The organism is Pseudomonas sp. 21615526 (genome assembly GCF_013386245.1).
Taxonomy (GTDB): Bacteria; Pseudomonadota; Gammaproteobacteria; order Pseudomonadales; family Pseudomonadaceae; genus Aquipseudomonas.
On sequence record NZ_JACAOM010000070.1, the window covers coordinates 36,951 to 60,741 of the forward strand.

Here is a 23,791-nt window from a genome sequence, read left to right on the forward strand (position 1 = left end):
CCCGAACATGGCAAAATTCGTTCCCCGCACCGAGACCCCCCATGAAGACTTTCCCATGAAACGCATCCTGATCATCGGCATTGGCGCCGGCAACCCTGACTACATCACGATGCAGGCGGTCAAGGCGCTCAACCGCACCGACGTGTTTTTCCTGATGGACAAGGGCCAGAGCAAGGACAAGCTGATCGACCTGCGCCGGGAAATCTGCGAGACCTACATCACCGATCACGCCTACCGCTTTGTCGAGGCCGATTGCCCCGAGCGGGTGCGTGGCGATATCGACTACACCACCGCCGTGAAGGACCTGAACCGCGACAAGCAGCAGACCTTCGAACGGATGATCAATGAAGAAATGGCCGACGGCGAAGTGGGCGCATTCCTGGCCTGGGGCGACCCGGCACTGTACGACAGCACCATTCGTATCCTGCAGGCGATCCTCGCCAGCGGCAGCTGCGAATTCGAGTTTGAAGTGATCCCCGGGATCACCAGCGTCCAGGCCTTGGCGGCGCAGCATAAAGTGCCGCTGAACCGCATCGGTCGCTCCATCGAAATCACCACCGGGCGCCGGTTGGCGGCGGGGCAGGCGAGTGATGCCGACACCCTGGTTGTCATGCTCGATGCCGAAGATTCCTACCGCACCGTGGCCGATCAGGACCTGGATATCTACTGGGGCGCCTACCTGGGCACACCGGATGAAATCCTGATCAGCGGCAAAGTGGCCGAGGTTGCCGAAGAGATTGAACGTGTGCGCAAGGCGGCGCGCCAGGCCAATGGCTGGATCATGGATACCTATTTGTTGCGCAAACCCTAGAGGTTGATGCTCATGCTCAAACTGATTGCCCTGACGGTGGCGCTATTTACCGGCGCCGCACAGGCCGAAGACGTATTGCACACCGACCTGCCGCTGCCTTACCTGGAACAGACCCAAAGCGATGCGCGCAACGAGCCGCTGGTGATCTTCCTGCACGGTTATGGCAGTGACGAGGCCGACCTGTTCGGGCTCAAGGACCGCTTGCCGTCGACCTGGACCTACCTGTCTGCACGGGCACCGATGCCGGTGGAGGGCGGTGGTTATCGCTGGTTTCGCAAGAAGCCGGGCGATGGCGATTTTGATGGCGAGACCGCCGACCTGCAGAGCAGCGCCAAGCTGATCGAAGCCTTCGTCGCCCAGGCCACCACCAAGTACCACACCCAACCTGAGCGGGTGTTTCTGGTGGGGTTCAGCCAGGGTGCGATCATGTCGTATGAAGTCGGGTTAAGACATCCCGAAACCCTGCGCGGGATTGCGGCGTTGAGCGGCAGCCTGCTGCCGGTACTCAAGGCCGAACTCAAGCCGGATGCGCCACTGGGCAAGCTGGCGATTTTCATCGGTCACGGGACGCTGGACCAGGCGCTGCCGTACTACTCGGCAACGCGGGCCAACGAGGTATTGCAGGGGATTGGCCTCACGCCGGAATTCCACGGCTACCCGGGGATGATTCATACCGTCGGTGAGGCGGAGTTGCTGGACTTGAAGCAGTGGCTGGAAAAGAGCCTGCGTTGAATCCTGCGATGTGAACGCGATCAAAAATGTGGGAGCGGGCTTGCTCGCGAAGACGGTGTTGCAGTCAGCACATGTATTAACTGACCCACCGCATTCGCGAGCAAGCCCGCTCCCACATTGGATTTTCACTGCCAGATAAAACCGGTTATTTACCGCCGACAATCTGCTTCACCAACAGTGCATGACCGGCTTCATCATCCGCCCGGGAAATGGCCTGCACCACCAATTGGTGGCTGCCGGAGCCCGTCAGGAAGGTGGAACTCAGTGTCTTGCCACCGCCCATGGTCGCGGTGCTGTCGACCTGGCGCAGGGCCAGGCCTTTCACGGTGAGTTTCTTCTCGGCGCCTTTCTTGAAGTCCGGCAGGGCGGCGCTTTGTTCCTTGACGAAATCCGCCACGGCACCGTCGAGGAACTGCGGGTCGTTGTCCTTGATCAGGCCGGCGACACTCGGTTTTTCGACGACGAAGATCACGCTTTTGCTGGCCTGGTCACTGTACATCGTGCCGCTGGCGCCTGCGGTGCCGTGCTCGGCATCACCGGCCGGCAGTGGGTCGGCCAGGTAGGACTTGGGCAGGTTGAAGCTGAACTTGCCATCCAGGGTGGAGATGGTCTGGGTGGCGGTCTTCTGCGCCGCTGGCTTGCTGGCGGCGAGGACTTGGCTGGCGCCGAACCCGGCGGCCAGCGCGAGGGCCAAGAGGGCTGCGGTCTTGCTGAGGGTGGCCATGAAGCTCTCCAGGGATGAACGAAATTGCGCCGTATTCTGTCAGAAAATTCGCAAGATCGTTCATCTCCATCCCTACACCTTGTCGGACTCTTCCTCGATCCGGTCCATCTCAAACAGCCGTGCCAGTTCCGTCCGGGCTTCCTGGGCAGACTGCATCACCTTGGCCGCGTCGTCATACACGGCGTGTTGGGCCGCCAGCAATTGCAGGTCATGGTTTTTGAAGCGGCTGATGCGCGCGTCGGCCTGGGCCTGGGTCAAGCCAAGGCCCACCAGGGTGCGGCGGCTCATTTCCAGGCTGGAGTAAAACGTCTCGCGCACCGGTGACGCGTCGAGGTCCACCAGGCGGTGCACATGCTGGCGGTTACGGGCGCGGGCGATGATCTTCATGTGCGGGTAGAGGCTGCGCACCAGCGCGGCGGTCTTGATGTTGATCTCGGGGTCGTCCATGGCGATCACGAAAAACTCGGCCTGGTCGACTTTCGCTGCGTGAAGGATTTCCGGGCGCTGCGGGTCGCCGTAGAACACCGGCATGCCGCCGAAACTGCGGGTCAGTTCGATGGTTTCCACCGAGGTGTCGAGGGCAATGAACGAGATGTCCTGTGCCCGCAGGATCCGCGCCACGATCTGCCCCATGCGGCCCATCCCGGCGATCACCACCCGTGGCGCATCGCCTTCGATGGCACGGTATTCCTCGGGCACTTCCACCGGCTTGGCCTTGGGCTTGAACAGCTTCGGGCAGAGCAACAGCAGCAATGGCGTCACGGCCATGGACAGGGTGATGGTCAACACCAGGATGTCGTAGAGGTGCGGCTCGAACAGGCCTTGGTCGCGGCCGATCTTGAACACCACGAATGCGAACTCACCACCGGCTGCCAGCACCACGCCCAGGCGCAGCGCGCTTTCAGGGTTCAGGCCGCCTGCCAGGCGACCCACGCAAAACAGCAGCGGCAACTTGATGGCGATCAGCAGCAGGGTCAGCCCCAGCACGATCACCGGCGCGCTGAACAGCAGGCTGATATTGGCGCCCATGCCCACGCTGATAAAAAACAGACCCAGCAGCAGGCCCTTGAACGGTTCGATCTGCGATTCCAGCTCATGCCGGTATTCGGAGTCTGCCAGCAGCAACCCGGCGAGGAAGGCGCCGAGGGCCATGGACACGCCCACCAGCTCCATCAGCCATGCGGTGCCGATCACCACCAGCAACGCGGTGGCGGTGGAGACCTCCCGCAGGCCGGTCTTGGCGACGATGCGAAACACCGGCCGCAACAGATAGCGCCCGCCGATGATCACCACGGCGATGCTGCCCAGTACTTCCAGGCCGTGTCGCAGGCCCTGGGAGGTGGTGGCGGGATGATCGCTGCCCGCGAGCAGCGGCACCATGGCGATCAACGGGATGGCGGCGATGTCCTGGAACAACAGAATCGCAAAGGCCAGTCGCCCGTGGGGCTGGTTGAGTTCCTTGCGCTCGGCGAGGCTTTGCAGGCCAAACGCGGTGGAGGAGAGCGCCAGGCCAAGGCCCAGCACAATCGCGCTGTTCCATGATTGGCCAAACACGAACAGCGCGACCACGCCGATCACGGTGCCCGTCAGCAACACCTGCGCCAGGCCTACACCGAACACTGCCTTGCGCATCACCCACAGACGCTTCGGTGACAACTCCAGGCCAATGATGAACAGCAGCAATACCACCCCAAGTTCGGAAAACTGGCTGACGCTTTGCGGGTTGCCCACCAGGCCCAGCACCGATGGGCCGATGATCACTCCGGCCAGCAAGTAACCCAGTACGGCACCCAGTTGCAGGCGCTTGGCCAGGGGCACGGTCAGGACGGCAGCGAGCAGGAATACAACGGCCGCTTGTAACAGGTTGCCTTCATGGGGCATTGGGGACTCCGGGATCGTTTTGCTGAATCAACAGGTTTTACTGTAGGAGCGAGCTTGCTTTGCAGGTCCCAAGGCCTTCGCCTCCGGGTTCATTGGATGTCGTCCGGTTCTTTCGCGGCACTCTCCAAACTATTAATACCATTTATTTCAATGAGTTTTATGCACGTGGCGGTCGGGATCATCCGTGGTGCCGGCGCTATGGTCGTGTCTTCAGCCGCGCGAAAGGGTGGTTTTTTATGGGCTGAGCATTGTGCGGGAATAATCTACAAACACTTTTCCGGGACAAACGGAAGCCTGTACACGCCAGGAACTCCTACAGTTATGCCCTTGAGTTTATATTCCATGGATGGCATATTTGCATGAGTTGGGACGTTGAATACACGGACGAGTTTGGAATCTGGTGGGGCGGTCTGGATGCAAAGGAGCAATCCTCAGTATCGGCCAGTGTGGATTTACTGGGCCTTCTGGGGCCAGGCCTTGGCTTCCCCCACAGCAGTGACATCAAGGGCTCCAGGCATGGCTGCCTGCGAGAGTTGCGGGTGCAACATGCCGGGCGGCCTTACCGCGTCCTGTATGCATTTGATCCGCGCCGGTGTGCCTTGTTGCTGATTGGCGGGGATAAAACCGGTCGAGGCCGGTGGTATGACGAATACGTCCCGCTGGCTGAGAAGTTGTATGACGAACATTTGGAAACACTGCTTAAAGAGGGCCGTCACCATGGCTAAAAAATTCAGTGAGCTGCAGGCTCGCATGACACCGCAAGCCCGGGCCGATGCAGAGCGCATCTTCCAGCAACACCTGAAAGAAATGCCCCTGCATGAACTGCGCAAGGCGCAACAGATGAGCCAGGATACGCTGGCCAAGGCGCTGAATATCAATCAGGCGGCAGTGTCCAAAATGGAGCGGCGTACCGACATGTATATCAGCACGCTGCGTAACTATATCCGCGCCATGGGAGGAGAACTGGAGATTGTCGCTACGTTTCCTGATGGCCAGGTAAAGATCGAGAACTTTGCCCACTGAGTCATCCGCTCCGTCAAAGCCCGGCCATGCGCCGGGTTTTCTGTTCGCTGAATGCCTGTCGTCATTGTGCAGCTTAATGGACAATACTCGCCATTCTCGCCCATCGGACATCAACGTGAACCAACTTCTCGCCATGCGTGCCTTCGTCCGTGTCGTCGAAACCGGCTCCTTCAGCCGCGCGTCCGACCAGTTGGCACTGCCGCGTTCCACCGTCAGTAAACTCATCACGGACCTGGAGAAGCACCTTGGCGTCAAGTTGATGCATCGCACCACCCGTGCGCTGGCGGCGACGCCGGAGGGGTTGGAGTACTACAGCCACGCGCTGTGCCTGGTGGCGGAACTCGATGAACTGGACAATGCCCTGCGCGGGCAGAAGCTCAAGCCCGGCGGCCACCTGAAAGTGGATGCGCCGGCGTCCTTTGCCAATTGCCTGCTGATCCCGGCGCTGGTGGATTTTCATCGTGAGTACCCTGAGATCACCATCGCCCTGGGCATCAGCGACCGCGCCGTGAATATCGTGGGGGAGGGTGTGGATTGCGTACTGCGCGCTGGCAAGCTCGATGACATGGCAATGATCGCCCGCAAGGTTGTCGACCTCGAGTACGTCACTTGTGCGGCCCCCGGCTACCTGGAGCGCATGGGTACGCCCGTGTCTCCCGAGGACCTCGAGAAGAACCACCTCAAGGCGGGGTATTTCTTTGCCGGGTCGGGTAAGCCGGAGCCGTTGATTTTCGAGAAGGGCGCGACTCGGTATGAGGTAGGCAACTGCGCGTTTTCCACCAACGAAGGCAACGGCCTCAAGGAAATGCTGCTCGCCGGCCTGGGCGTCGGGCAGCATTTCAAGACCATCGTTGACTACTACGTAGAGGCAGGCCAGTTAGTCCCGGTACTCGAAGACTGGACCCGGCCCGCCACGCCGTTGCACATCATCTATCCACCCAATCGCCATCAGAACGCCCGGCTGAAGGTATTTATCGACTGGGTGATCGAGCGGTTCGGCGTCAGGCAATAATCGCTGTCACGCGGATTTCAATGCGCATTGCCGGCAGCCCCAGGGCTTCTACTCCCAGCTCAGTCCAGATGGGGGCGTGATTGGGCATGTAATGGCGGTACCACTTGACCATCTGCTCGTTCACCTCCGGCGGGAAACCTCCCACGTGGTAGGAATTGACGTGTACCACATGCTCCCAGCCGGCGCCGGCTGCCGCCAGGGTGCGTTCGAGGTTTTGAAAGGCCAGGGCGATCTCGTCGGTGAGGGATTCGGGAATCTGGAACTCGTCATCCCAGCCGCCCTGGCCCGAGGTTTCGACGCGGTTGCCGATTTTGACCGCCTGGGTGTAATGCAGGGTCTCGCGTGCAATGTCGCCGTAACCGGGTGTGATGAAAAACTCGGGCTTGCTCATGGTGTTCCTCGGTTTCAGTGGTTGACCCGACAAAGGTTAATGGACTGAATCTGCGAACAAAATCCGCGTTTCTTGTCATCACTGTGCAGGGATGTGGATAGTCCGAGTATCAGTTTTTCACATTCCCGTAGCCCGCCCTTTGTTACTATCGCCCTCCGTCGTCGCCAGGAGTCACCGTCACATGCAACACCAGTGGGATGAAATGCACCGCACCCGCAAGCCCACGTTTGTGTTGTGTGGCGAGCCCCAGGGGGATGTGCTCAATCTCTACGTGCATGGTTATTCGGCGTTCTTCAACCAGCAACAACTGGGTAGTTTCTCCCGGCAACTGGCAACCATCGAAGGCTCCACCAACCTGATGCTGTTCTGGCCGGCAGGGCATTTCCTGGAAAACCTGTTTGCGCCGTTCAAGGATGTGATTACCTCGATGCTGGGTGGCGGTAGCCTGGGTGCCGCAACCATCGGGGTGGGCAAGGCGATTGCCTATTTCCTCGACCACTACAAAAGCGTCGAGGCGCGGGTGGATGAGGTCGCCAAAAGCCTGCTGCCCGAATTGGCCAACTACCTCCATGGCGAGTCGATCAAGGTGCGGCAGATCAACCTGATCGGCCACTCCCTGGGCGCGCGCATCCTGGTCAAGAGCCTGCTGGCCAGCCCTGAGGTGGCCCGTGAGTTGCCGCTGAACAACCTGCTGCTGATGGGCGGTGCGATTTGTACCTCCAGCCCCTGGGACCTGGTCTCGGCGCCGCTCAGCGGTCGGGTGATCAACTGCCACTCGAGCAAGGATTGGGCGCTGGCGCTCAAGCCGGACACCGAGCGCTGCATCGGTCGTTATGCGATCCCGCTGACACCGGCGCTCAAGGCCAAGGTCGCCAACGTGCACCTGGCCACGTTCGACCACGCCGCGTATTGGCCGCAACTGAAGACGGTGGTGCAGTACACCGACCTGCTGCAGGAACGCCGGGGCATGATCCGCGCCGATCAACGCAGCAGCGAAGTGCGCTTTGCGGAAGAGGATGTCGAGCTGTTCCCGCTGCTGGTGCAGGCGCGGCCGGAGGAGTTGCAGTTTTTCGCCGAGCTGATGGCGCAAAAGCGCAGTGCCTCTATCGACGCCACCGTGCGCGAGCCCTTGAAGCTGGCCATCGAGTTGCAGCGCATGGGCGGCGACACCTTTATGAACCTGGCCCGTGGTCATGGCGTGAGCTATCGCGAAATCGCCCAGGACGTGGCGCAGCGGGTGGGTATCAAGTTTGATCAACCGATCGAGAAAGTGGCCCTTGCTGATCTGGAACTGCAGGTTGCCGAGCGGCTGATCGAGCAATACAAGGACAAGCTCAGCCAGGCTGATCGCCAAGTGTTCGAGGCAGAGTTGAAGGCTGCGGCACAAAAGGAACAGGGTTTTTTCAATCGTTTCGATGTCGGGCGCTCAGCCACCACTGCCCTCAGCGGGACCGCGCTGGCCGGGTTGACCGGGTTTATCCTGCGCCGGGGCGCGGCCACGGCCATTCCGGTGGTGGGGCAGGCGCTCGCGGCGGCGATGTTGCTGGTGACCGGCGTGCGGGCGTTTTCCGGCCCCGCGTATTCCATCACCACCCTGGCGGTGCTGGTGATCGGGGTGATTCGCGAGCGCCTGGAGCGTGAAGCACTGAACCAGGAGATGGATCTGGTGGTCCAGGTGGTAGAGGCATTTGATCTGCCCCGGGAGACGGTGATGCGTACCGTTGCGTCTGACTGATAAGCTGCGTTCACGTCTTGTGTGAAAGCCTGGTACCCCGCGTGAAATTCAGCCTGCCCAAAATCGCTACCGCCCCGTTCTGCCCGCCGGAAGTCGCCGGCTCCATCGTCGTTGATCCCCGTGCCTCGTTTTTCAAACGTGCGCTGATGTTTGCCGGCCCTGGCTTGCTGATTTCCATCGGCTATATGGACCCGGGCAACTGGGCCACCGCCATCGAGGCCGGTTCGCGCTACGGCTACAACCTGTTGTTCGTGGTGCTGCTGGCGAGCCTGGCGGGGATGGCGGTGCAGTGCCTGTGCTCACGGCTGGGTATCGCCACCGGCAAGGACCTGGCGCAACTGAGCCGCGAGCGCTACAGCCGGCGCTCGTCGTTCGTGCAGTGGATCCTTGCGGAAATCTCGATCATCGCCACCGACCTCGCCGAAGTCCTCGGCTGCGCCCTGGCGTTTCACCTGTTGCTGGGCGTGTCACTGACCACCGGGATTGTCATCACTGCCTTCGATACCTTGCTGATCCTGGCCCTGCAAAATCGAGGCTTCCGCCGGCTGGAAGCGATCATGCTGGCACTGGTGGCGACTATCGGCGTGTGTTTCTTCATCGAGCTGGTGCTGATCAAGCCTTACTGGCCCGACGTGTTTCGTGGTTTCACCCCGTCGTTGTCCGCCATCAGTGATGCCGCACCGTTGTACCTGGCCATTGGCATACTGGGGGCCACGGTGATGCCCCATAACCTCTACCTGCACAGCTCCATCGTGCAAACCCGGCTGGTCGGCAAGGACCTGGCCAGCCGCCAGGACGCGGTGAAATTGGCGCGTATCGATACCATCGGTTCCCTGTCACTGGCACTGCTGGTCAACGCGGCAATCCTGATACTGGCCGCCGCTGCGTTCCACCAGACCGGCCACACTGATGTGGTGGAAATCCAGGACGCCTATCACTTGCTCGACCCGCTGGTGGGTGGCGCGTTCGCCAGCGTGCTGTTCGGTGTTGCGCTGTTGGCTTCGGGCCAGAGCTCCACGTTCACCGGCACCATTGCCGGGCAAGTGATCATGGAAGGCTACCTCAACCTGCGCATTCCCTGCTGGCAGCGACGCCTGATCACCCGTGGCCTGGCGCTGATCCCGGCGTTCCTCGGGGTGTGGCTGATGGGGGATGATGCCATCGGCAAGCTGCTGATCCTCAGCCAGGTGGTGTTGAGCCTGCAGTTGCCGTTTGCGTTGTTTCCGCTGATCCGCATGACGGGTGACAAGCGCCTGATGGGGCCGTTCGTCAACAGCTTGCCTACGCGGCTGCTGGCCTGGAGCTTGTTTGTGGTGATCAGCGGGGCGAATGCCTGGCTGATCGGGCAGTGGTTGTTTTGAGCGAAGTGAATTAAGTCAAAACGGCCAATGATGTGTATTTCGCCACCATCGGGTCGGCTGTCACTAACTTCATCGGCTCAATGATAGCCGTTGCAATGATGAGCCGATCAAACGGGTCCCTGTGATGGTGTTCAAGGTCCTTGACCGCGATGGCGTGCTCCGAGGTGATGGGCAGTTCCACGTAGCCGCTTTCCAGGCAGTATTCGCGAATTTCGTCCAGGTTTACGTTGAGCTTCCCGAGCCCGACCTTTATCGCCAGCTCCCAGAATGTGGCGGCACTGACGTAAATTTCAGCCGCGTTCTCGATCAGCTTTCTGGCCTTCGCTGGCAGTTTTGGATCATCGCTCAGGGCCCAAAGCAGGATGTGGGTATCCAGCAGTATTCTCATGGGTGGTTTCCCTCAAACGCATCCAGCATGTCGTCTGGCAATGGCGCATCGAAGTCATCCGGCACCACCAGTTTGCCCTTCATCGCGCCGATTCGCCGGCCTGTCGGTTTCCCGACAGGAACAAGGCGAGCCATCGCGCGCCCATGCTTGGCTATGGTGATGATTTGGCCGGCGGCGGCATCATCGACCAGTTTTGATAAATTATTTTTTGCTTCACCCAACGGTACGGTAATCATTTGGTCTTCTCGAGGTTTTGGCCAAATATAGCCAAAATTTCGTAAGCAGGCAAAGATCAACCGACTGCTGGCGGAGGGTGATTTTTGCGGGGACGATTGCAGGTTTCCGAACGGGTAATGACTGGCATCCATGACGTCTCTCCTGAAGGAATTCCTCGAAGTCTGCCCGAGTGCAAGCGGTTTTTGACCCGTGTTGTGGAAAATCAGAGCGGACTTACTTGAAGGGGGATTTTTCCCGACAGTGTGGGCCGAATAGTTTCCCATAGTTGCTCAACGGTCCCAGTAAGGCACTGCCCCAAAACACTCAACGAAGTAATCAATCACGGTCCGCACCTTCAACGACAGCCGCCGGCTACCCGGCCACAGCGCAGCAATCTGTTGCGGCTCCAGGGTCGTCGCCACTTCATAGTCGCTGAGCACCGCCTGCAGCGTGCCGGCGCGCAGGCCTTCACCGATCAACCATGACGGGAACACCACCAGCCCCAGGCCTTGTTCGGCAGCGTGGGTCAGGGTGTCGGCGTGGTTGCCGGTGATCGGGCCCTTGACGCTGTAGGACGTCCAGTCGCCCTGGTCCCGGCGGAAGAACCAGCGCTGCTGGCCGGTGACGCCCTTGTAGGCCAGGCACTGGTGGTTCACCAGTTCGTCCGGATGCCGGGGCGTACCGAAACGCTCCAGATAGCCGGGGCTGGCAGCGAGACGAAAGCGCTGGGGGGCGAAGATTCGCGCCTGCATGCCGGAATCGTTCAGCACGCCGATGCGAAACAGCAGGTCTGTGCCGTCTTGCAACGGGTCGACGTAGGTGTCGGTTTGCTGGATATCCAGTTGCAGCTTCGGGTAACGCCGACACAGCTCCCCAAGCCACGGCGAGAGGTGGCGTTGGCCAAACACCATCGGCGCATTGATGCGCACCAGGCCGCTGGGTTCGCTTTCCTGTTCCTGCAACGCCTGGCCGGCGGCTTCCAGTTGCTCCAGCATCAATCGCGCATGCCGGCCCAGCAGGCGACCGGCTTCGGTAGGGCTGACCGCACGGGTATGGCGGTACAGCAACTGTTGGCCCAGGGCCTGCTCCATCAACTGCACCTGCCGGGAAATGGAGGAGGGCGCCAGGCCTTCGCGGCGTGCGACTTCGGAGAAGCTGCCGTAGTCCAATACCGCGACAAACAGGCGAAGCGCCTTGAAGCTCAGTTCGTTCAAACCCTGCATCATCACTCCATGCTGTGCGTATTGCGCAAAGGTGTTGTCGGTATGCTCCCATTTATCGCACAGCAGTGCCACCGGATAATACGCGCCATTGTTCCTCTCTCTAACGCGCAGGTGATGTATGCAGGCTTCTTCAGTGGCGGGTGTGGCTCAGGCCAAGCCCAAGACGTTTCTTCGGTTGTTGCTATTGCCGCTGGTGATCTTCGCCGGCATGGGCTTGTCGGTGGAGGCCGGCTTGCTGGGCCCGCTGGGTGTGCAGGTCGGCCACTTGTGGGCGACCTTGAGCATCTTCGGCGTCGGCTCGGCGATCCTGTTCCTGCTGTTGCTGTTCAGCGGCCCGCAAAAGGGTCCGGCGTTGACCGACCTGCCGCGCTGGCAATTGATCGGTGGCTTCCTGGGGCCGATGTACGTGGTGGTGCTGACCCTGGCGACCCCGCATATCGGGATCGCGATGACCATGATTGCGATCTTGTCGGGCCAGGTGGGCAAGAGCGTGCTGATCGACCACTTCGGCTGGTTTGGCACTGCCCGCAAGCGGGTCAACGTGGAGCGCTGGATTGCATTGGCGTTGATCGTGGTAGCACTTGTTTTGATTGCGCGAGGTTAAGGCGATGAACCTGATTCTGTTGTTGGTATTGGTAGTGGCCGCCGGTGCGGTATTGAGTGTGCAGGCCGCCATCAATGGCCGCCTCGGGCAGGCGGTGGGCGTATTGCGCAGCAGCCTGCTGACCTTTGTCGTGGGCGCGATCAGTACCGGATTGCTGATTCTGTTCTTTGAGCCCGCCCACGCGGTCAGCCTGCTGGACGTGCCGAAGTGGCAACTGACCGGGGCGTTGTTCGGGGTGGTGTACATGATGGTGATGGTCGGCGCGGTCCCGATTGTCGGTACGGCAGTGGCGACGGTGGCGGTGATTGTCGGGCAGTTGGGCATGGGCATGCTGATCGATAACTTCGGCTGGCTCGGCAACCCGGCGATCGAACTGTCCGGCAGCCGCATCGTGGCGATGCTGTGCCTCGCGCTGGCCCTGGTGTTCATGTACCGCAGCAACGCTCGTCGGGGCTGACTGACGGGCCTATGAACCTTGAATCGTTGCCTATAGTCATTGCTTGAGGTGTCGGCGTTCGCCGCATCTGGACGACCACGAAAAAGGAGTCTGACCATGCAAGAGAAAACATGTGCCTGCCCCCACTGCAACTGCCAGTTGGGGAAAAACGCGGTGATGAAGGATGGCAAGGGCTATTGCTGCCAAGGCTGCGCCGAGCATCATGCCCATGGCGAGCCTTGTGCTTCGGCGACCGGGTGCGAGTGTGCCAAGTCGGCGCACGGCTAACGCCGGCTGCCTCCTGTAGGAGCGAGCTTGCTCGCGAAACACCCGAGAGCGACGCGGGGCACCAGGTGCCCCGCGTCATCGTTAACGACCTTCGCGAGCAAGCTCGCTCCTACTGTTTCACGCGCTGGGGCGCGCATCCGAGCGGCGCCATTGCACGTTTTCGATGCCGAATTTCTCGGCCTGGGGCTGGCTCGTCTTCTTCACCTGCTCACGGGCAAAGCGCCCGATGCGGCCTACGCCCGCGTCGCAGCTCGCCCAATGCCAGGCTTCGGCGTTGTCGAGTTTTTCCAGGCGGATGATGAATGACTTGGGCTGGCCATGCAGCGTGTAGTCGATCACGAAAAGTTTTGCGTTAGTCATGGATCCGTAAACCCTCCTTGTGTCTTTAAGTGACCCTGCGCAGGTGGTAAAAATTCACTCGGATCATCCGGTTCACGTCTTATCATGGCGCTCCATACTTGAACGATGTGTCTTCCATGGCCCTTGCCGCGCCTCCCGACCTCAGTGATCACGCCGTCCCCGTGCAACCCTTGGCGCGCACCTATCCGCGCGGATTGTATGTCGAGCCCCATCAACACGATTGGGGCCAGTTGCTGTATGCCATGAGCGGCGTGATGTGGGTCGAGACACCCCAGGAAGCGCTGGTAGTACCGCCCCAGCGCGCGGTGTGGCTGCCGCCGGGTGTCGAGCATGGGATTCGCGTGGTGTCGGACTTGCAGATGCGCAACATCTACCTGCGCCCGGCGCTGGCAGCGACCCTGGACAGCCAGGTGCAAGTGATCGAGGTCGGCGGGCTGCTGCGCGAACTGATCGTGGCGCTGGTGGAGCAGGGCGACAAGGGGGACCAGGCCTACTACGAGGCCGTGGTCGGCCTGGCCCTGCTGGAATTGCAACGGGCCCGGCGCTCGCCGATCCGCATTGCCTTGCCCGTGGGCGCCGACCGACGCCTGACCAGCGCCTGCCAGGCGGTGATGGCGTCACCGTCCCTGGACATTCCCTTTGAACAGCACGCCGAAGCCGCCGGCGCCAGCGTACGCACCCTGGCCCGGCTGTTCCAGAACAGCCTGGGCATGGGCTTTGCCGAGTGGCGCCGCCAGGTGCAGTTGGCCACCGCCGTGGCCGAGTTGATCCAGGGCCAGTCGGTCAGCGCGATCGCCCGTTCCCTGGGTTATTCGCCGAGCAGTTTCAGCGACATGTTTCGCCGTGAACTGGGGATGGCGCCGTCGCAGTATCCCGTCTGAGGCTTGGCCGAAATCCTGAAGCACTTGGCCGATGCTTCGGTTTCAGCCCCCCTACACTGACCGCATCAACCCTTGCTGCGGAGTGTTTCATGAATTACCTGATTTCCTTGGCCATCGGCCTGTTGGTCGGCGTGATTTACGGTGCCCTGGACTTTCGCTCGCCTGCGCCTCCTGCCATCGCCCTGATCGGGCTGATGGGCATGCTGATGGGCGAGAAGCTCTGGCCCATGGGCCGGCAAATGGTCAGCGCCTGGTTCTCCTGAAACCCTTTTTAACCTCGATGGATATTGGTCATGAAAGCACTGCAATTTTCCGCCACCGGCGATCTCGCTGCCCTTGCTTACGTTGATGTCGCCACGCCGGTGCCGGCGGCCGGTGAAGTCCTGGTGCAGATCAAGGCTGCCGGGCTGAACCCCAGCGACGTGAAGAACGTGCTCGGGCGTTTCCCCTACACCACGTTGCCACGCATTCCCGGCCGTGATTTTGCCGGGGTGGTGGTGGAAGGTCCGCAGGAACTCGTTGGCCAGGAAGTCTGGGGCACCGGTCGCGACCTGGGTTTTTTCGCTGACGGTTCCCACGCCCAGTACCTCACCGTGTCGGCCAAGGGCGTGGCGCACAAGCCCAGCCATCTGAGCTTTGCCCAGGCCGCCAGTCTCGGCGTACCGTACACCACGGCGTGGGATGCCCTTGAGCGCAGCGGTGTAACCAAAGGCACGCGCTTGCTGGTGATTGGTGCCAATGGGGCTGTAGGCAGTGCGGCACTGGCCCTGGCGAAGATTCGTGGGGCCCAGGTGCTCGGGGCCGTGCGTCGGCCGGAACAGGTCGAGGCCTTGCGCGAGCAGGGTTTCGAGGGCTTGTTACTGGGCCAGCCGGAAGCGCTGGGAGGGCAGGTTAATGCGCTGTTCGGTACGGGCGCCGATGTGATCTTTGACACCACCGGCTTCTGGTTGCCGGCAGCGGTGGCGGCGCTGGCGCCTTTTGGCCGTATCGCGATCATCGCCGCGCCGGTGGACGGGCACGTGCAACTGCCGGCCCTGGCGTTGTATCGCAAGGGTGGTTCGGTGGTGGGGATCAATTCGCTGCTCTACAACTGCGAGCAATGCGCCGTGATGCTGGAGCAGTTCGGGCGGTTCTTCGATGAGGACTTGTTGCCGCTGCCGACCGGTTTGCGGGAAGTGTCGCTGGCCGACGGTGTGAAGTGCTTTGAGCAAGTGAACCAGGGCAGTGCCGACAAGATTATCTTCCTGCCCTGACCCGCTTATTGTGGGCGCGGGCTTGTGTGGGAGCGGGCTTGCTCGCGAATACGGTGTGTCAGCCAATACATTCGGCACTGATCCACCGCTTTCGCGAGCAAGCCCGCTCCCACATTTGATCTTTATTCAGGCTTCGGGAACGCCTTTTTCCCACGCCGACCAGTTCTTCAGAATCGCTTGTACCAGCGGATTACCAGTGCGATACAGGTTCTCCAGCGCCGGTACAAATCCGCCCTGGTCCGCATACTTCAGCAGGTTGTCCACTTCGCTGTAGCCCGGGTACGGCCGATCAAAGTCGGAACCGGCCCGCACCACCGCCAGGCGATTGATATCCACCAACCCTTCACGGCTGGCCCGCAGCAACGCTTCATAGGTGGAGTTGTCTTCCTGCTGGGTGGTGCAGTACGCGCCTTTATTGTCCGTCAGCAATTTGGTCCAGACCTCGGCGCGCTCACTCAGGCGCGTCCCGGAGAACCAGGTATTGCCCGCCAGGGTGTCGCACTGGGTGACCTGCGGCGGCTGATTGGCCGGCGCGTACGGATAGTGTTTGCGCCAGGCCGTGGACTCCTTGCTTTCACTGAGCTCGACTTTTTGCGACAGCGCAAACGCCCTGGCTTGCAGCTTGGGATTGAGCTCGAACACTTCGGTCTTGTAGTCCAGCGGCGGCTTCTCGTTCGGCCCCTTGGTATTGATGCCGATATAGCCGGTCGGCCAGTCCTTCGGCGCGTCCCGTGAATCCAGCTCCCACTGGGTACCGAATTCCACCAGGTAATGCGCCCACGCGGCGGTGCCGATGGTGCCGTGGTGCGGGTTGATCCCGGCAATCCCGGCGATCAGGAAGTAGCTCTGGCGCAGGTCGAACTTGGGCGACAACGCCAGTGCCAGGGTCGAGGCGGCGGCGTTGGTCTGGCCCATGCCGGTCACCAGCAGGCACACGTCCTGGGTGTTGCAGCGAATCACCGGATACTCGGCCGACAAGCCCGGCACGCGCACTTCCTGCTTGAGCTCCAGACGGTCGATCCAGTTCTGCGCCTCGGGGGCAAACATGGTGATCAGCATCACCTTGGGCTTGATCGGGGCCGGTGTATCGGCCAGCACGACCTGCGGCAACAGCGCCCCGGCGGCCAGGCCGATGGCGATTGAAAGGCGGGTAAAGGTCTTCATCTACTGCTCCTTGTTCACACTCAGAATTGATAGCCCACGCCGGCGTAGTAACCCCAGCCGTTGGAGCGGGCGCGGAAATTACCGTCGCCAAAGTTCAGCTCGCTGCCGTCTTCCCAGTTGCCGCCGTTGTGGAAGTAACGGCCTACCAGGGTGAAACGCAGGTGAGTGAACGAATACAACAGCACGTTTGTTGCAACCAGGGAGTTGGCGGTGCGCGCGGGGTTGTCTTTGTGCAGATCCGAGCCGAAATCGTAGTTGGTGAAGCCGATATAGGTCAGCGACGCACCATTGTCGAAGCTGCCGATGGGCACGATGTATTTCATCTGCGCACGGTAGCCGTCCCATGAGTATTCGTTGCTGGCGCCGTAGTTTTCCCACTGGTAACGGCCATAGAAGTTGGCCGACAGGTTGACCCGCGAGTGGGTCTCGATGTCGGTGCCCAGGCCGCTGTACAAGGTGTTGGCACGGTTGTCCTTGTTGCTGCCGTGGTCGTAGATCCAGTCAAACGCTACATACCATTCCTTGAACGGGCCGATGGCCAGGCTGCGACCGGCCAGGTAGTCGATGGAGATGCGCGGTTCGTGCTCCATGAACACCGGCGAGCCGTGGTCCCACGCGCCTTTGTCGTTGCTGTTGCCGATCCCGAAGATCTTCGGGATGTCGACGTAGCCATACAGTTCGAACGGGCCCTTGCGGCCGAAGTATTCGTACTCCAGGTACACGTCATCGGCGGGTTTGGGGCCGAAGCTGATGTCTTTGCTGCCGATCACCGTCAGGTCCTGGTTGAACCAGTCCGACAGGTACACGCCTTTTTTCGACGGGCTGGCTTCCGGGGCCAGGGCTTCGCCCTGTGCTGAGTCATCGGTGGGTTTTTCCTGCGCCAAAATGGGTCCGCTGAGTACTCCCGTAACGGCAGCCAGTAGCAGGGAAACAGCAAAAGGGGTAGCCGACGCGGATCGTCTGGAAGTGGGTTGCATTGAAAATCCCTGTTCGTACGCGGTTGGGGCCCGATTCTTCGGGTTGAGGTGAACCTGGTTGCCAAGTTCGTTCCGCAAACGTTTGCACAGGTTGTACCAATTTGTGTCAATTGCATGAAGGAATTGAGAAAAGTGGGAAATAGTCGGCCTTTTGGTCAGAAATGCGCCTTGGTAAACGGCAGAGCCTGATCGCCATTGCGGTTAAACAGGTACATCGCGGTTTCCCGGCGATATTCGCTGGGCGTCTGGTTCATCTCGATGCGAAAGTGCCGGTTGAAGTTGGAGAGGTTGGCGTAACCCACTTCAAAGCAGATATCGGCGACTGACATCTCGCTTTGCAGCAACAGGCGGCAGGCGCGCTGCACCCGGAACTTGCGCATCAGGTCGATAAAGCCGTGACCGGTGACGCGCTTGAAAAAACGCGAGAAGCCCGGTTCGCTCATGTCCAGCCGTTGGGCGATCACCGACAGCCGCAGGTCGCCGGTCAATTCCGTCATCAGGTATTCGAAGGCCTTGTGGATACGCTCCGAGCTGCGCGCATCCAGGCTTGGCGTGTAGCAGGCACTGGCCAGGCAATGGGCTTCCCCGGAGGGTGCCTGCCCCAAGGTATGCAGTAACTGGATGAACAGAATCAGGCGCGCCAGGCCCTCGGCGGGGCCGATGGACTCCAGCAGGTGCGCAGCCTTCAGGGCGGTTTCACCGGTGAATTCCAGGCCGCGCCGGGCCCGGTCAAACAGGCCTTGCAGGTCGCCCAGCTCAGGCAGCGTGGTGCGCAGGGCCAGCAATGCGGCGCCGTCGAACTGCAACACCACATCGCGCCCCGTCAGGTACTCGCCGGGGGCCAGGTCGCCGATCCAGTCGTGGGGCAGGTCGGGGCCGATCAGTGCGACATGGCCGGCGCCAAACGCACCGATATAGTCGCCCGCCACCAGCTTGCCGCTGCCGTGGCGGATCAGGTGGATTTCGAATTCGGGGTGATGGTTCCAGCGGGCGAGCTCGAACGGATAGTCATGTTCGTACCAGCGAAAGCCATGCTCGGGCTCGGCAAGAATCACTTCCAGCTCGGCGGGACGCTGCTCGAAAAGGGCGGATCGGCTTGCAGGCATGGGCTTGGCCCTTCTGGGCTTTTTGGAATGGGACCAAAATACGCCCTTTGCCCGGGCAGCCGCTACCCTGGGTTTTGTCGGTCACTGATACTTTTTTGATCCTGGCTGCGGGGTTAAAAAAGTATCAGCCAGGCATCCGCCATTCGTTTGTTCGGCTCCGGGCAAGCTGCTGTAATCGGGCCGTCAACAACAAAAACAATAAGTGGAAACCGCCATGCTCAAGATTCCGAAAGCGCTGTTCCTGCTCTCCGGCCTCACGCTCGCGATGGCCGCCCATGCTGCCGAAACCGTGACCATCGCCACGGTCAACAACAGCGACATGATCCGCATGCAGCGCCTGTCCAAGGTGTTCGAAGAGCAGCACCCCGAGGTGAAACTAAACTGGGTGGTGCTCGAAGAAAACGTCCTGCGCCAACGCCTCACCACCGACATCGCGACCCAGGGCGGCCAATTCGACGTACTGACCATCGGCACCTACGAAACCCCGTTGTGGGGCGCCAAGCACTGGCTGGAACCGATCACGCCGCTGCCCGCCGACTACGACGTGGAAGACATCTTCCCCGCGGTACGCCAGGGCCTGTCGGTGAACAACACCCTCTACGCCTTGCCGTTCTATGGCGAAAGCACCGTCACCTATTACCGCACCGACCTGTTCAAGCAGGCCGGCCTGGCGATGCCCGAGCATCCGACCTGGACCCAGCTGGGCGAGTTCGCCGCCAAGCTCAACCAGCCCGCCAAGGACCAATACGGCATGTGCCTGCGGGGCAAGGCCGGCTGGGGTGAAAACATCGCGTTGCTGAGCACCATGGCCAACGCCTTTGGTGCGCGCTGGTTCGACGAGCAATGGAAACCCGAGCTGACCAGTCCCGAGTGGACGGCGGCGGCGAACTTCTACGTCAACACCCTGAGAAACTATGGCCCGCCGGGCGTCTCCAGCAACGGTTTCAACGAAACCCTGGCGCTGTTCAACAGCGGCAAATGCGCGATCTGGGTCGACGCCAGCGTTGCCGGCTCGTTCACCACCGATAAAACCCAAAGCAAAGTCGCCGACAGCGTGGGTTTTGCCGCCGCACCCACCGAGGTCACCGACAAGGGTTCGTCGTGGCTGTACGCCTGGTCCCTGGCGATCCCGGCCACCTCCAAGCACAAGGACGCCGCCAGAGCCTTTATCACCTGGGCCACCTCCAAGGAATACATCCAGCTGGTAGCGGATAAGGACGGCATCACCAACGTACCGCCGGGCACGCGCCAGTCCACCTACAACGCGGCGTACCTGGCCGCAGCGCCGTTCGCCAAGGTGACCTTGCAGATGATGCAACACGCCGACCCCGCGCACCCGTCGGCCAAACCCGTGCCGTACGTGGGCATCCAATACGTGACGATCCCCGAGTTCCAGGCCATCGGCACCTCGGTGGGCAAGCTGTTTTCGGCAGCGCTCACCGGCGGCATGACGGTCGACAAGGCACTGGCCGAGGCGCAGTCCACCACCGAGCGTGAAATGAAACGCGCCGGCTACCCGAAATAATCACCTCAGGGACACTGCATTGATGAAACGACTGGAAGGTAAAAGTGCGCTGGTCACCGGCAGCGCGCGGGGCATTGGCCGGGCGTTTGCCCAGGCCTACATCAACGAAGGCGCGACCGTCGCCATCGCCGACATCAACCTGGAGCGGGCGCGGGCCACCGCCACGGAGCTGGGCCCGAAAGCCTACGCGGTGGCGATGGATGTCACCGACCAGGCGTCCATCGATGCCGCGATTGCCGCCGTGGTGGCGCAGGCCGGCAAGCTCGACATCCTGATCAACAACGCCGCCTTGTTCGACCTGGCGCCCATCACCGACATCACCCGCGAGAGCTTCGACCGGTTGTTCTCGATCAACGTCGCCGGTACGTTGTTCACCTTGCAGGCGGCGGCCCGGCAGATGATCAAGCAGGGGCATGGCGGCAAGATCATCAACATGGCCAGCCAGGCCGGGCGCCGGGGTGAGCCTCTGGTGGCGGTGTACTGCGCGACCAAGGCGGCGGTGATCAGCCTCACGCAATCGGCGGGGCTGAATCTGATCAAGCAGGGCATCAACGTGAACGCCATCGCGCCGGGAGTGGTGGACGGCGAGCATTGGGACGGGGTGGACGCGATGTTTGCCAAGCACGAAGGGCTGCCGCTGGGCGAGAAGAAAAAGCGCGTAGGAGCAGAAGTACCGTTTGGGCGGATGGGGACTGCCGAGGATTTGACCGGAATGGCGGTTTTCCTCGCGTCCAAAGAAGCCGACTACGTGGTTGCCCAGACCTACAACGTCGACGGCGGCAACTGGATGAATTGAGCGGGACGCAGCTCCTTGAGCCACCGGGGATCAAAAAATGTGGGAGCGGGCTTGCTCGCGAAAGCGGTGTATCAGTCAATCTATCCGGCGACTGACACTCCGCATTCGCGAGCAAGCCCGCTCCCACAGTTGATCTTCATTGCCCTGGGAAGGGGGCTTGGTCTTATTCGGCAAAGCTGCGATCAAAGAAGTACACCGCCCCAGGCTTCAGATTCTCCACTGTCGCCTGCGGCCGTCCGCCCTCGCCATGCTTCTTGCGCCCCGTCTCCCGCAAAAAACCGGCCTCGGTCAACTTCAGCAACCGCTGGCGGATACTGGTCTTCAGCACCGGCCGCGCCAATACCAGCGAAAAGATCGTAGTCGCCTCCGGCGCACTGAACTCATTGCCCAAAAACATCAACGGCAAGCTGCTGTACAGCGACTTGGAAAACAGCCTTTCCTGTACCGCTGCCACAATCGCGTTGTGATCGAAGGGCAGCTTGACCCCGCCAGTCGCCACGGCATCAACAGAGCACCACTTTTGATGCCCCCCCAGCTCCACCTCATCAGCCACGATCGCCAGGTAATAGGTCGACGACGACCAGCAGCGCGGATCGCGAAACGCATCGCCCACCGTCCCCACTTGCTCATACCAGGCCAGCGGCAACCCAACCTTGTCACTGGCCCGCAACCGCTCCACGGCATCCTGCAGGCTCAGATCTTGCACGCCGCCATTCACCACTACACCGGGCAAGGCCCAGTGCCCGGCGAAGGGCTCGGCGTCGCGCTGGTTGAGCAATATCTTCAGTTCCCCGGATGCACGGCAATAGAACAGCACGCACAAGTCCACGGTGTGCAGGTAGGCGCTAAGGGTTGGGGCGTGGTCTGGCATGTCGGGTCCTGTGGGCAGCGGTGGGGCACAGTCTAACGGATCAAACGGGTACGTCGTGTACTTGATCCAGGATAGATAACAAAATGTTTCTTGCCATGAAAGTACATGACGTGTACTTTTATATCCAGGCCACAGGAGAACACGACCATGACCGTCTCTAAGAACGCTATCGCCTCATTCGACGTTGACGCCCAGAAGAGCTTCACACCGCTGTGCCCCAACGAATTGCCGGTCGCTGGCGGTGACCAGATCGGCGCCGAGCTCAATTACATGGCCAGCCTCGCCGCGCGCCGTGTCGGCAGCAAGGACGCCCATACCCCGCACGCGCCCTGGGTGGTGCAACAGCACAGCGAGATGCTGCAACCCACCGGGCTGGTACATGCCGATGTCACCTGGGTCGCCCACTGTGTGCCCGGCACCGAAGGTTTCACCCTGTTGGACGAATTGCCCACGCCTTATGACTACGACTACTTCATCTGGAAGGGCGTCGAACCCGACCTGCATCCCTACGGCGCCTGCTATCACGACCTCCACGACAAACTCTCCACCGGCGTTATCGAATACCTCAATGCCCAAGGCATCCAGCGTGTGATTGTCGGCGGCCTGGCCCTGGACTACTGCGTCAAGACCACCGCCTTGCAACTGCTCAAGGCCGGTTTCGAGGTGATCCTGCACCTGCCGGCATGCCGTGGCATCAGCGAGGAGGGCGGTGTGCAGGCGGTCAGCCATTTGCAACAAGCAGGCGTTGTAATTACCCGCAATCGGGAAGAACTGGCCGCGATGGCCGCGCGTTAAGGAGTACCTCATGGAAAGTGCATACGACTACGAAAACGCTGTGATCCAGGGCCTGCTGGACACCGACTACTACACCTTCACCATGATGCAGGCCGTGTTGCACCAGCACCCGAATGTCGATGTGGAATACCAGTTCATCGTCCGCTCCAGAGAGAAACTGGGGCACCTGATTCCCGAGCTGCGGGTGGAGCTGGAAAAACTCGCCGGCCTCAGCATGCGCGAAGGCGAGCTGCGCTTTCTGTTCAACCAGCGCCGTGAGTACTTGACCCCGGATTTCGAGCGCTTCCTGGGGCTGTTCCGCTTCAACCTGCGCTATATCCACGTCAGTGAAATCGACGGCCAACTGAACGTCCGCGTGGTCGGCCCGATGCTGCACTGCATCATGTTCGAACAGCCGGTATTGGCCCTGGTCAGCGAGCTGCGCAACCGCGACAAATACCCCGACGTCAGCCTCGAAGACGTCACCCGCAAGCTCTACCAGAAATTCGACTGGCTGGAGAAAAACCTCACCCGCGACGAACTGGCCGACCTGCGTGTCTCGGACTTCTCCACCCGCCGGCGGTTGTCGTTCAAGGCCCAGCGTGAAGTGGTCGACATCATGCGCCGCGACTTTCCCGGCCAGTTCATCGGCACCAGCAACGCGCACCTGGCCTACGAATTCGACCTGCCGCTGATCGGCACCATGGCCCACCAGTGGCTGATGGTGCACCAGCAACTGGGGCGGCTGCGGGAAAGCCAGAATGCGGCGCTGGAAAACTGGGTGCGCGAATACCGTGGGCGCTTGGGTATCGCCCTGACCGACTGCATCAGCACCGACTTTTTCCTCAAGGATTTCGACCTGTACTTTGCCAAGCTGTACGACGGTTTGCGCCAGGACTCCGGTGACCCGATCGTCTGGGCCGACAAGGTGTTGGCTCGCTACAAGGAGCTGGGCATCGACCCGATGACCAAGGACCTGATGTTCTCCGATGGCCTGAATTTCGAGAAATGCCTGCCGATCCTGCGGCACGTGCGGGGCAAGGCCAAGTTCGGCTTTGGCATGGGCACCAGCCTGGCCTGTGATGTCGACGGAGTAGAGCCGCTGAGCATCGTGATGAAACTGGTGCGGGTGCACGGCGAGCCGGTGGTGAAATTCTCCGATGACCCGATCAAGAACGTCTGCGAAGACGCCTCGTTCCTGCAGTATGCGGCGCAGGTGTTTAACGTCGGCAACGTCAATCCGCAACTGGGGGTGTGAC

Annotated in this window: 28 protein-coding genes; 17 read left to right on the forward strand and 11 right to left on the reverse strand. The window is 61.0% G+C overall.

Translation table 11 applies throughout. The features are described from left to right. The first annotated feature begins 55 nt into the window (after positions 1-55). Together cobF and HX786_RS20230 are read left to right on the forward strand one after the other, a co-directional pair. The gene (gene cobF, locus HX786_RS20225; protein ID WP_003208076.1) at positions 56-811 is read left to right on the forward strand and encodes a precorrin-6A synthase (deacetylating); all 756 of its coding nucleotides are present in this window, start codon (positions 56-58) and stop codon (positions 809-811) included. 12 nt (positions 812-823) lie between these two features. Beyond that, positions 824-1,543 carry an alpha/beta hydrolase gene (locus HX786_RS20230; RefSeq protein WP_003208077.1) on the forward strand — a complete coding sequence of 240 codons (720 nt, stop codon included), beginning with the start codon at positions 824-826 and terminating at the stop codon, positions 1,541-1,543. A gap of 145 nt (positions 1,544-1,688) precedes the next feature. Here HX786_RS20230 and HX786_RS20235 read toward each other — a convergent pair whose 3' ends face one another. Further along, positions 1,689-2,267: a hypothetical protein gene (locus HX786_RS20235; protein WP_178912517.1), complete on the reverse strand. Its 579-nt coding sequence runs from the start codon at positions 2,265-2,267 to the stop codon at positions 1,689-1,691. A 72-nt stretch (positions 2,268-2,339) separates the two neighbouring features. Further along, a complete protein-coding gene (locus HX786_RS20240; RefSeq protein WP_178912518.1) occupies positions 2,340-4,148 on the reverse strand; it encodes a monovalent cation:proton antiporter-2 (CPA2) family protein in 1,809 nt (602 codons plus the stop codon). A 359-nt stretch (positions 4,149-4,507) separates the two neighbouring features. On the opposite strand from HX786_RS20240, the gene HX786_RS20245 reads away from it, so the two are divergent. The 3 genes from HX786_RS20245 (at position 4,508) to HX786_RS20255 (ending at position 6,183) form a co-directional block, all read left to right on the forward strand. Continuing rightward, positions 4,508-4,873 carry a type II toxin-antitoxin system RelE/ParE family toxin gene (locus HX786_RS20245; protein ID WP_003208083.1) on the forward strand — a complete coding sequence of 122 codons (366 nt, stop codon included), beginning with the start codon at positions 4,508-4,510 and terminating at the stop codon, positions 4,871-4,873. Further along, positions 4,866-5,171: an XRE family transcriptional regulator gene (locus tag HX786_RS20250; protein WP_003208085.1), complete on the forward strand. Its 306-nt coding sequence runs from the start codon at positions 4,866-4,868 to the stop codon at positions 5,169-5,171. The genes HX786_RS20245 and HX786_RS20250 overlap by 8 nt, the downstream gene beginning before the upstream one ends. A gap of 115 nt (positions 5,172-5,286) precedes the next feature. Next, the gene (locus tag HX786_RS20255) at positions 5,287-6,183 is read left to right on the forward strand and encodes a LysR family transcriptional regulator (protein ID WP_256579771.1); all 897 of its coding nucleotides are present in this window, start codon (positions 5,287-5,289) and stop codon (positions 6,181-6,183) included. On the opposite strand, the gene HX786_RS20260 is transcribed toward HX786_RS20255, so the two are convergent. Continuing rightward, complete coding sequence (locus tag HX786_RS20260; RefSeq protein WP_003208087.1) at positions 6,173-6,574, reverse strand: RidA family protein; 402 nt, start codon at positions 6,572-6,574, stop codon at positions 6,173-6,175. The two genes, HX786_RS20255 and HX786_RS20260, sit on opposite strands and share 11 nt — an antisense overlap. A gap of 181 nt (positions 6,575-6,755) precedes the next feature. Between HX786_RS20260 and HX786_RS20265 the strand changes: the two genes are divergently transcribed. Together HX786_RS20265 and HX786_RS20270 are read left to right on the forward strand one after the other, a co-directional pair. Further along, positions 6,756-8,309 carry a DUF726 domain-containing protein gene (locus tag HX786_RS20265; protein WP_008437056.1) on the forward strand — a complete coding sequence of 518 codons (1,554 nt, stop codon included), beginning with the start codon at positions 6,756-6,758 and terminating at the stop codon, positions 8,307-8,309. Positions 8,310-8,350: 41 nt separating this feature from the next. Beyond that, positions 8,351-9,670: an Nramp family divalent metal transporter gene (locus tag HX786_RS20270; RefSeq protein WP_087694160.1), complete on the forward strand. Its 1,320-nt coding sequence runs from the start codon at positions 8,351-8,353 to the stop codon at positions 9,668-9,670. Positions 9,671-9,680: 10 nt separating this feature from the next. Here HX786_RS20270 and HX786_RS20275 read toward each other — a convergent pair whose 3' ends face one another. The 3 genes from HX786_RS20275 to HX786_RS20285 all read right to left on the reverse strand — a co-directional run bounded on the left by HX786_RS20275 (position 9,681) and on the right by HX786_RS20285 (position 11,497). Then, positions 9,681-10,058 carry a type II toxin-antitoxin system VapC family toxin gene (locus HX786_RS20275; RefSeq protein ID WP_003208092.1) on the reverse strand — a complete coding sequence of 126 codons (378 nt, stop codon included), beginning with the start codon at positions 10,056-10,058 and terminating at the stop codon, positions 9,681-9,683. After that, the gene (locus tag HX786_RS31955; RefSeq protein WP_003208094.1) at positions 10,055-10,426 is read right to left on the reverse strand and encodes a type II toxin-antitoxin system Phd/YefM family antitoxin; all 372 of its coding nucleotides are present in this window, start codon (positions 10,424-10,426) and stop codon (positions 10,055-10,057) included. Before HX786_RS31955 ends, HX786_RS20275 begins: the two co-directional genes overlap by 4 nt. A gap of 138 nt (positions 10,427-10,564) precedes the next feature. Then, a complete protein-coding gene (locus tag HX786_RS20285) occupies positions 10,565-11,497 on the reverse strand; it encodes a LysR family transcriptional regulator (RefSeq protein WP_023658922.1) in 933 nt (310 codons plus the stop codon). A gap of 118 nt (positions 11,498-11,615) precedes the next feature. On the opposite strand from HX786_RS20285, the gene HX786_RS20290 reads away from it, so the two are divergent. The 3 genes from HX786_RS20290 (at position 11,616) to HX786_RS20300 (ending at position 12,825) form a co-directional block, all read left to right on the forward strand. Next, the gene (locus HX786_RS20290) at positions 11,616-12,101 is read left to right on the forward strand and encodes a DMT family transporter (protein WP_008437061.1); all 486 of its coding nucleotides are present in this window, start codon (positions 11,616-11,618) and stop codon (positions 12,099-12,101) included. A 4-nt stretch (positions 12,102-12,105) separates the two neighbouring features. Continuing rightward, positions 12,106-12,558, forward strand: a complete 453-nt coding sequence (locus tag HX786_RS20295) for a DMT family transporter (protein WP_178912519.1) — start codon at positions 12,106-12,108, stop codon at positions 12,556-12,558. A gap of 96 nt (positions 12,559-12,654) precedes the next feature. Further along, positions 12,655-12,825: a metallothionein gene (locus HX786_RS20300; RefSeq protein ID WP_008437063.1), complete on the forward strand. Its 171-nt coding sequence runs from the start codon at positions 12,655-12,657 to the stop codon at positions 12,823-12,825. Positions 12,826-12,942: 117 nt separating this feature from the next. Here the strand turns inward: HX786_RS20300 and HX786_RS20305 are convergent, their stop codons facing one another. Beyond that, on the reverse strand, positions 12,943-13,185 hold the full coding sequence (locus HX786_RS20305) for a DUF6555 family protein (protein ID WP_003208104.1): 243 nt from the start codon (positions 13,183-13,185) through the stop codon (positions 12,943-12,945). Between the two features lie 116 nt (positions 13,186-13,301). Here HX786_RS20305 and HX786_RS20310 point away from each other — a divergent pair, with 116 nt between their 5' ends. From HX786_RS20310 to HX786_RS20320, 3 genes are all read left to right on the forward strand, one after another. After that, positions 13,302-14,066: a helix-turn-helix domain-containing protein gene (locus HX786_RS20310; RefSeq protein WP_008437064.1), complete on the forward strand. Its 765-nt coding sequence runs from the start codon at positions 13,302-13,304 to the stop codon at positions 14,064-14,066. Positions 14,067-14,155: 89 nt separating this feature from the next. Further along, on the forward strand, positions 14,156-14,329 hold the full coding sequence (locus tag HX786_RS20315; protein ID WP_003208108.1) for a DUF1427 family protein: 174 nt from the start codon (positions 14,156-14,158) through the stop codon (positions 14,327-14,329). 30 nt (positions 14,330-14,359) lie between these two features. Then, positions 14,360-15,319 carry a zinc-binding alcohol dehydrogenase family protein gene (locus HX786_RS20320; protein WP_177022769.1) on the forward strand — a complete coding sequence of 320 codons (960 nt, stop codon included), beginning with the start codon at positions 14,360-14,362 and terminating at the stop codon, positions 15,317-15,319. A 126-nt stretch (positions 15,320-15,445) separates the two neighbouring features. Here the strand turns inward: HX786_RS20320 and HX786_RS20325 are convergent, their stop codons facing one another. The 3 genes from HX786_RS20325 to HX786_RS20335 all read right to left on the reverse strand — a co-directional run bounded on the left by HX786_RS20325 (position 15,446) and on the right by HX786_RS20335 (position 18,566). After that, the gene (locus HX786_RS20325; protein ID WP_178912520.1) at positions 15,446-16,483 is read right to left on the reverse strand and encodes a purine nucleoside permease; all 1,038 of its coding nucleotides are present in this window, start codon (positions 16,481-16,483) and stop codon (positions 15,446-15,448) included. Between the two features lie 20 nt (positions 16,484-16,503). Continuing rightward, the gene (locus tag HX786_RS20330; RefSeq protein WP_032899590.1) at positions 16,504-17,460 is read right to left on the reverse strand and encodes a nucleoside-specific channel-forming protein Tsx; all 957 of its coding nucleotides are present in this window, start codon (positions 17,458-17,460) and stop codon (positions 16,504-16,506) included. A gap of 155 nt (positions 17,461-17,615) precedes the next feature. Beyond that, a complete protein-coding gene (locus tag HX786_RS20335; protein WP_178912521.1) occupies positions 17,616-18,566 on the reverse strand; it encodes an AraC family transcriptional regulator in 951 nt (316 codons plus the stop codon). A gap of 214 nt (positions 18,567-18,780) precedes the next feature. Between HX786_RS20335 and HX786_RS20340 the strand changes: the two genes are divergently transcribed. Both HX786_RS20340 and HX786_RS20345 read left to right on the forward strand, forming a co-directional pair. Then, entirely contained in the window at positions 18,781-20,091 is a 1,311-nt protein-coding gene (locus HX786_RS20340) for a sugar ABC transporter substrate-binding protein (RefSeq protein ID WP_178912522.1), read from the forward strand. Positions 20,092-20,113: 22 nt separating this feature from the next. Next, a complete protein-coding gene (locus tag HX786_RS20345) occupies positions 20,114-20,887 on the forward strand; it encodes an L-iditol 2-dehydrogenase (RefSeq protein ID WP_003208119.1) in 774 nt (257 codons plus the stop codon). Between the two features lie 163 nt (positions 20,888-21,050). On the opposite strand, the gene HX786_RS20350 is transcribed toward HX786_RS20345, so the two are convergent. Then, a complete protein-coding gene (locus HX786_RS20350) occupies positions 21,051-21,758 on the reverse strand; it encodes an NUDIX hydrolase (protein ID WP_008437074.1) in 708 nt (235 codons plus the stop codon). A gap of 147 nt (positions 21,759-21,905) precedes the next feature. Between HX786_RS20350 and HX786_RS20355 the strand changes: the two genes are divergently transcribed. Together HX786_RS20355 and pncB are read left to right on the forward strand one after the other, a co-directional pair. After that, the gene (locus tag HX786_RS20355; protein ID WP_003208124.1) at positions 21,906-22,553 is read left to right on the forward strand and encodes a nicotinamidase; all 648 of its coding nucleotides are present in this window, start codon (positions 21,906-21,908) and stop codon (positions 22,551-22,553) included. Between the two features lie 10 nt (positions 22,554-22,563). Continuing rightward, complete coding sequence (gene pncB, locus HX786_RS20360) at positions 22,564-23,790, forward strand: nicotinate phosphoribosyltransferase (protein ID WP_003208126.1); 1,227 nt, start codon at positions 22,564-22,566, stop codon at positions 23,788-23,790. The last annotated feature ends 1 nt before the right edge of the window (position 23,791 follow it).